At 56.4% G+C, this 7,535-nt stretch carries 8 protein-coding genes; 6 read left to right on the forward strand and 2 right to left on the reverse strand.

Going from position 1 to position 7,535, the window contains the following annotated elements; translation table 11 throughout:
• A partial coding sequence (locus P8Y39_11640; protein MEJ2192971.1) for a nicotinate-nucleotide diphosphorylase (carboxylating) occupies positions 1-313 on the forward strand: 313 nt, incomplete at its 5' end.
• 39 nt (positions 314-352) lie between these two features.
• On the opposite strand, the gene P8Y39_11645 is transcribed toward P8Y39_11640, so the two are convergent.
• On the reverse strand, positions 353-826 hold the full coding sequence (locus P8Y39_11645; GenBank protein ID MEJ2192972.1) for a hypothetical protein: 474 nt from the start codon (positions 824-826) through the stop codon (positions 353-355).
• Between the two features lie 186 nt (positions 827-1,012).
• Between P8Y39_11645 and P8Y39_11650 the strand changes: the two genes are divergently transcribed.
• Complete coding sequence (locus P8Y39_11650; GenBank protein ID MEJ2192973.1) at positions 1,013-1,879, forward strand: DUF3800 domain-containing protein; 867 nt, start codon at positions 1,013-1,015, stop codon at positions 1,877-1,879.
• A gap of 309 nt (positions 1,880-2,188) precedes the next feature.
• On the opposite strand, the gene P8Y39_11655 is transcribed toward P8Y39_11650, so the two are convergent.
• Positions 2,189-2,785: a hypothetical protein gene (locus P8Y39_11655; protein ID MEJ2192974.1), complete on the reverse strand. Its 597-nt coding sequence runs from the start codon at positions 2,783-2,785 to the stop codon at positions 2,189-2,191.
• Between the two features lie 274 nt (positions 2,786-3,059).
• Between P8Y39_11655 and P8Y39_11660 the strand changes: the two genes are divergently transcribed.
• The 4 genes from P8Y39_11660 to P8Y39_11675 form a co-directional block, all read left to right on the forward strand.
• Positions 3,060-4,103, forward strand: coding sequence for an efflux RND transporter periplasmic adaptor subunit (locus P8Y39_11660; GenBank protein ID MEJ2192975.1), 1,044 nt, complete (start codon positions 3,060-3,062; stop codon positions 4,101-4,103).
• A 25-nt stretch (positions 4,104-4,128) separates the two neighbouring features.
• Positions 4,129-5,895: an ATP-binding cassette domain-containing protein gene (locus P8Y39_11665; GenBank protein MEJ2192976.1), complete on the forward strand. Its 1,767-nt coding sequence runs from the start codon at positions 4,129-4,131 to the stop codon at positions 5,893-5,895.
• Positions 5,892-7,046 carry an ABC transporter permease gene (locus P8Y39_11670; GenBank protein MEJ2192977.1) on the forward strand — a complete coding sequence of 385 codons (1,155 nt, stop codon included), beginning with the start codon at positions 5,892-5,894 and terminating at the stop codon, positions 7,044-7,046. The genes P8Y39_11665 and P8Y39_11670 overlap by 4 nt, the downstream gene beginning before the upstream one ends.
• Before the next feature lie 9 nt (positions 7,047-7,055).
• Positions 7,056-7,535: ABC transporter permease (locus P8Y39_11675; GenBank protein MEJ2192978.1), on the forward strand; the 480-nt coding region annotated here is incomplete at its 3' end.

The raw sequence follows: 7,535 nt of genomic DNA on the forward strand, positions 1-7,535 counted from the left end.
CGCCCGGGCGGTGGCCCTCGTGCGGGAGGCCCGGGCGGGACGGCTCCTCAGGATTGAGGTGGAGGCCGAGACCCTGGAGCAGGTGGAGGAGGCCCTCCTTGCCGGGGCGGACGTGGTCATGCTCGATAACATGTCGCTTGAGGACATGCGGAAGGCCGTGGCCCTGGCCCGGGGGCGGGCCGCGCTTGAGGCCTCGGGCAACGTGACGCTAGAGACCGTGGCCCACATAGCCCACACGGGCGTGGATTACATCTCCACCGGAGCCATCACCCACTCCGCCCCCGCAGCGGATATAAGCATGGAGATGGACTAAAGATATTCCGCACGCAGTACTTCTTTTTTTGGTCTACAATTAAGGGCTGGCTTTTCCGATACATTTGCCTTCTATCGTCCCGAAGGCTTCGATGTAGCGAATTTCGGAGGAGGATATGTCGCACTCGATAGTCAGTGTCAGGGGCGACATGCCGATGCCGCCCTGCTGGAGCAGCACCTTTTTTCCCTCTGGCGTATCCACGCACAACGTCCAGTACGCAATGGGGTCGCCAATCAGAAGCACAACCCATCTGAATTTCTTCACCGGGCCGATGACAAACTCACCCGCTTCAGTCGTTTCGGCCTGCATGTCGTATTGCTCGCAGTTCTTGCTGTCGAAAGTGGCATCCAGGTAAACGCGTGCATCGGACACCGGCTTATCGCCATCCTGCACCACGCCCGATATCTCCGGCGCGAGATAGTCACTGTGCGGGATGGGAAGACATCCGTTGAGAAGGAAGAGAAGGAAAAGCAATATGATTAGTTTAGGCACTGTCACAAATCCTTCGTACATTTTCTGAAGACCCCTCATTCAGTTGTCTTCACTCCATCACTCACTCCGCTTTTCACGGATATCAACATGGAGATGGAGAGGTCACATTCCGCTTGCTGCTTAACACTCGAAGCCTCAGATATCCACTTCCGTTTACTGATTTCTATAAATCTTACCATATTAGATATAAAATCGTTATAATGTCGTATGCTTACGAGACCAACCTACAGACTTTTTTTGGATGAATCTGGTGACCACAGTTATGGTAAGCTTGAAAAGAAGCTGTTTAGGCTTCTTATGAAGGGGAAGGTGCTGTGGGAACAAATGTTCCCTTCCTATCCTTCCCTTGAAGAGGAGGGCTCGCGGTACTTAGGGCTGACAGGGACAATATTTAAACTTGAGTCTTACTCCAATGCTTTCCTTCCAGCACTCGATGCCCTTAAACAAGATATATTCAATACGCGAGATATAGTATTTCACGCCAAGGACATTATACAGAGAAGAGGACCTTTTTATATTTTGCAGGATCCTGAACTTACACGCGCTTTTGATGAAAGACTGCTGGACTTGATACGCACGTCTGATTATAAGAGTATCACTGTTGTCTTAGACAAGAAGAAGCACGTAAAGAAATACAACGATCCTTGGCATCCCTACCAGTATAGTTTATTAGCTCTAATGCAGAGATATTGCTATTTTCTTAGTGAGCGGGGTGCAAGGGGTGATATAGTTGCCGAATGCCGGGGGAAGAGAGAGAATTTTGCATTGCAAGAGGCATACAAAAAGATATATTACAGAGGTGACGGGAAGTATAAGAAGGCCGATTTTTATCAGAGATGTCTCACATCAAATGGAATCAAGATCAGGAAGAAGAAGATGAATATTCATGGTCTTCAATTGTCAGACATATTGGCTAGCCCATTAAAAAAATATACCTTAATAAAATATAAGGTGATCAAGGAAGCTAATGAGAAATTATTTTGGAAACAAATAATAGAAGCGGCAAAACCAAAAATTAGATGCAGATCCAGTGACAGCAGGACAGAAGGTTATGGAATCATATTAATAAGATGAAAAAGCCGACCAATGGTCGGCTTTTCACGCTAGCCCCTTCGGACTATCCTCCTCCAGTAGAACTGGATTGATTGTTTTTTACAACACAATTGACGGATATACAAGTAAATAATTATTATAGAACCATAAGCAATGCTTATGGTTCTTTTTAGCTGTCGTATAAGCTCTTGTATATCAGCCTATAGGGCCATAATGCCACAATTCTGTCCAAACAACCCCTAAGTCGCCTTCAATAATAACATTTTCAGACCCATGAACGGAATGGGTTGAGGAAATGTGGCCGGCGTCCGGCCAGCCGGACGGTGCGCCCTACCCCCCTTTCCTCAACCGTATAAGCCCGGCTTCGAGGCGGGTGAAGGCTACGGTCTTCCGGTCGTAGCGCGAAAGGTCGATGCCGTATGTGCGGGCGAGTTTCTTGACGGCCTGAAGCGGCTCGGGGTCGGCCTTGGGCCAGTGGGGCCGAAGCTCCCTCAAAAATATGTTCACCGTGACGGGGCCCACGCCGTAAAACGCATCGAGCCTCTTTTCCAGGTCCCGGCTGTCCGCTGCCTCCTTGTGCAGGCGGTTCAGGCTCCCCCCGTAGAGGTCGATGAGGTCGCTACAGACCTTGAGGAGCTGGCGGGAGGTCTTCTCGTCATAGCGCACGTAGCCCCCTTCCCGCATCACGGGGTAGACGAGGAAATCCCAGCCCGCGCGGAGGATGTCGCGCGGGTCCAGAAGGCGGTACTTCTCGAACGCCCTGTAGGTATTCTTGGCGATGGTCTCCGATATCCTGGCCCCGAAAAGCATGCTCGCAAGAAACCACTTGAAAAGCTCCCCGTCCCGCGCGCCCCTGAGCACGATGCCCAGCTCCTCGGAATAAAGCACGCTCTTCTCGAGCCTCTTGAGGTCGGCCCCGGCCTTCATGATAAAACCGTATCACGCCCCTTCGCGGGCTTCAAGCAGGCCGGAGATGCCTCTAATCGCAAGGGGCAAGGCAGCGCATTACGAGTTCGTCTTAAGAGGTTTTTGGGCTATATGAAGCGGACCGCCACATCTAAGACGCACCACGCATGGTGTGATAGAATGAAGCCAACGGCAAGGAACTCATCCTTAAACTACATAAAGGCCTGGCGGAGGCCATTCTGACGCCGGATTTTATGCACTGTCGAGGAGCTTGTCTGCGGAGAGAGGATTGAATATGAGGAGGCCCGCGCTCCGGGTTGTTCTCCTTGTGCTGTTTGTTTCGGCGGTGGCCGGTGGTGTCTGGCTGTGGCAGTCGAAGCATGAGAAGGAATCCCGCCACGAGCTTGTTCTGTTCGGCAACGTTGACATCCGGCAGGTCAACCTGGCGTTCAATATTACCGAACGGATCGAAACAGTGCTGGCACAGGAAGGCGACCGCGTCAGGGAGGGCCAGCTTCTGGCGACCCTTGACGACCGCAGGCTGAAACACGAAGTCGACCGGTCCGAAGCCCTCGTGGCAGCCCAGCGGGAAGTCGTAGCACGACTGGAGGCCGGGACACGTCCCGAGGAAATCGGCAAGGCGCGAGCGGATGTGGAAGCCGCGAAAGCGGAGCTCCATTTGGCAGAGCTTACCTACCGCCGCGTGCGCAACCTTGCGGGCGAAGATGTCCTTTCCGAGCAGAGGAAGGATGACGCAAGGGCCGCGCTTGAGACGGCGCAGGCCCGCCTGAAGGCGCTGCAGAAAGCCCTGGACCTTGCAATCGCCGGCCCCCGCAGGGAGGATATCGCGGCTGCCAGGGCTACCCTGAAGGCTTATGAGGCGCAGCTTGACGTGGCGCGGCGAGAGCTTAGCTATGCATCTCTCTACGCTCCGTCGGATGGAGTAGTCCAGGTGCGGCTTCTTGAGCCCGGCGACATGGCTTCGGCCCAAAAAGCCGTTCTCATCATTGCCCTTGACGACCCCCTGTGGGTCAGAGCCTACGTCCCTGAAACGGAACTCGGCAAGATATGGACGGGCATGTCCGCAGTGGTAAGCACCGACACCTATCCGGGAAAGCGCTACAAGGCTTGGATCGGGTTTATCTCCCCCACGGCGCAGTTTACGCCAAAGTCGGTCGAGACAAAAGAGGTGCGCACAAGCCTCGTATACCAGGTGCGGGTGTATGTGTGCAATCCCCAACACGAGCTGCGCATGGGGATGCCGGCGACAGTGACCGTTCCATTGAACCAGGCTCCCGCAGAAGAAGGCACGGATAGAGAGCGTTGCACGGACCCATGACGTGCCGACATGGAGAGACCGGGGGATGATGGGCAAGGGCGACGCGGTCGTCGGATTGGATGAAGTGACCAAGACCTTTAAGGCCGCCGGGCACGAGATAGAGGCCCTGAAGTCCGTTTCGATGCGTGTGGAAAGAGGATCCATTACGGGCTTGGTGGGGCCGGACGGCGCGGGCAAGACGACTTTGATGAGACTGGTGGCGGGTCTTCTCGTGCCGGATTCGGGCCGGGTGAGCGTGCTGGGAATGGATGCCACGCGCCAGTACCTGTCCGTGCAGGCTTCCCTGGGGTACATGCCCCAGAGGTTCGGACTCTATGAAGACCTTTCCGTTCAGGAGAACCTGAACCTGTACGCCGACCTGCAGGGCGTCCCGTATGCGAAGCGGCCGGTGCGCATCGGGGAACTGCTGCACATGACCGGCCTGCAGCCTTTCACCGCCCGTCTTTCAGGCCGTCTTTCGGGCGGCATGAAACAAAAACTCGGCTTGGCCTGCACACTCCTGCGGTCACCGGAGCTTCTGCTTCTCGATGAGGCCACGGTGGGCATCGACCCCGTATCGAGGCGGGAACTCTGGTCCATCATTAATCGTCTGGTCAGAGAGGAAGGGGCGAGTGTGCTACTCAGCACCGCTTATCTCGATGAGGCCGAGCGTTGTGATGCCGTCGCCATGCTTCATGATGGACATATACTCGGGCAGGGTCCGCCCGCTGAGTTCAGTGAGCGCATGAAAGGACACACCTACGCCGTGACGGCCGAAGGCATGAAAAGCCGGTCACTGCAAGAAAAGCTCTTCAACCGTCCGGGCGTGATAGACGCCGTCGTCCAGGGAGAGGGTGTACGGCTTGTCGTGGAAAGCGCTGCCGCTGCCGAAGCCGAGCGCCTCCTGCCCTCGGTTGGAAAACTGGCACTGTATCCGGTCCCACCCCGGTTTGAGGACAGTTTCGTCTCCATGATGAGGGACCGCAGGGATAAGGCCGGCTTGGACAGACCAGCGGAGGCGGAACGGACGGGTACAGACGGTCATGTGGCTGCTGATGAAAGGGTTATCGACGTCAAAGATTTAAAGCGGCGGTTCGGAGACTTTTACGCCGTAAGGGGGGTGACCTTCTCCGTGATGAGAGGGGAGGTTTTCGGGCTGCTTGGCGCCAACGGTGCGGGAAAGTCGACAACTTTCCGGATGTTGTGCGGCCTTCTGCCTGCCAGCGGAGGAAGCATCAGGGTAGCGGGCGTCGACTTGCGGCGGGCCGCAGCGTCTGCGCGGGCCCGGGTCGGCTACATGTCGCAGAAGTTTTCCCTTTACGGCAACCTGAGCGTGCTGGAAAACCTCAAATTCTTCAGCAGTGCGTACAACCTGACGGGCAACCGCCGTGAGCGGAGGATCCACTGGGCCTTGGAGCAGTTCTCGCTTTCAGGCATGGCCGGGGTAACGAGCATTACACTGCCCCTGGGGTTTAAGCAGCGGCTTGCCATGGCCTGCGCGCTCATGCACGAGCCCGAGATACTTTTTCTTGATGAGCCAACCTCGGGCGTGGACCCTTTGGCCAGGCGCGAGTTCTGGCTCCGCATCAACGCACTGGCGGAGCGTGGCGTGACCATATTGGTCACTACGCACTTCATGGAAGAGGCGGAGTACTGCGACCGGCTGGCCATCATGGCGACCGGGGAGATTTTGGCCCTGGGACCGCCCGCCGAAATCAAGGACAGGGTTCGCTCCGAGAAAATTCCATCGCCCACCATCGAGGATGCTTTCATCAGTTTCATAGAGGGATATGAGCGAAAAGGGGTACCATGACCGTGAATAGCCATAAGGACCGGCTTTCCCGGAGAAGCAGGATGATGCGCCTGCGGGGCTTGATGCGCAAGGAGTTCCTTCAGGTCCTTCGCGACCCGAGCAGCATGGCCATAGCCTTTCTCATGCCGGTGGCGCTGCTTTTCCTCTTCGGGTACGGCGTCTCCCTCGACGCCGAGCATGTCCCGATAGCAATCGTGGTGGAACATCCCGATGCCGGCACATCGGGCCTGGTAAGCGCGTTTCGGCAGTCCCGATATTTTGAACCCGTCATCTTGTCTGATGTGCGGCAGGCCGAAGACGCCCTCCTGGCCGGCAATGTGGAGGGCATCGTACATCTGAGAGAGGATTTTTCACGGCAGGCCGAGACACCCGGCGGCGCTCCGGTGCAGGTCATCGTCAGAGGAACGGACGCAAACAACGGCAGGATAGTTTCCGGTTATGTGGAAGGGGCATGGGCGACCTGGCTCCGACATCGGGCGCAGGAGGAAGGAACGGACGTGCCCCTTCCGGTTCAGGTGCAGGAACGGGTCTGGTACAACAGCGAGATGAGAAGCCGCAACTTCCTGGTGCCCGGCTTGATTGCCGTCATCATGACCCTGATAGGGGCGCTCCTCACGGCTATGATCATGGCCCGGGAGTGGGAGCGGGGCACGATGGAAGCTCTTCTGGTCACGCCTGTTTCCATACAGGAGGTGCTTCTGGGAAAGCTCGTGCCGTACTTTATTCTGGGAATGGGCGGGTTGGCGCTGTCGGTTCTTATGGCGTTCTTTCTCTTTGGCGTACCCCTGCGCGGTTCCCTGGCGGTGCTCCTGCTTGCCTCGTCGTTGTTCCTCCTTGCAGCCCTCGGCATGGGTCTGCTGATTTCGATCATGGCAAAGAATCAGTTCGTGGCCGGCCAGGCGGCCATCATCGCAACCTTCCTTCCGGCCTTTATTCTTTCGGGATTCATTTTCGATATCAGCAGCATGCCGTTGGCTGTGCGGGTCTTGACACACCTCATTGCGGCGCGCTATTTCGTGGCTATACTACAGACGGTTTTTCTGGCGGGGAACATCTGGACGGTCATTGTCCCCAATGCGGCAGCGCTTCTGCTCATGTCGGCGTTTTTTCTCGGGATGAGCAGGCTGAAGTCCCGCAAGCGCCTCGAGTAGGATACCGATATGGGGAAGCGGATATTCGCATTGGCGGTGAAGGAATTTCTGGCGATATTCAAGGACAGAAAGAGCAGGGTCGTCGTGATAGTCCCTCCCCTGCTGCAGTTCCTGGTCTTCGGCTACGCCGCGACCTATGACCTGAAGCATGTGCCTTACGCTGTATTCAACGAAGACGGGGGCACTGAGTCGCGGGAACTGCTGGCGGAGTTCGAAGGGTCTCCGACCTTTCGTAAGGTATCGGTCATTGACCACGAGGAACAGATTGCTCCGCTCATCGAGCAAAGGCGGGTGCTGATGGTGCTCCGTGTCGGACAGCGGTTCAGCAGCGACCTGCTGCTCCGGCGGACGGCCCCGCTTCAGGTTATAGTGGACGGCAGAAACTCCAATACCGCGATGCTCGTGCTCAATTACGTAAAAGCGATAGTCGGCCGCTTTAATGACCGGTGGGCCGGCAGAGGTACAGGGGGAGAGGGCCCTCCTGCGCAC

This window comes from Nitrospirota bacterium, from assembly GCA_037386965.1.
Lineage (GTDB): Bacteria > Nitrospirota > Thermodesulfovibrionia > Thermodesulfovibrionales > JdFR-86 > JARRLN01.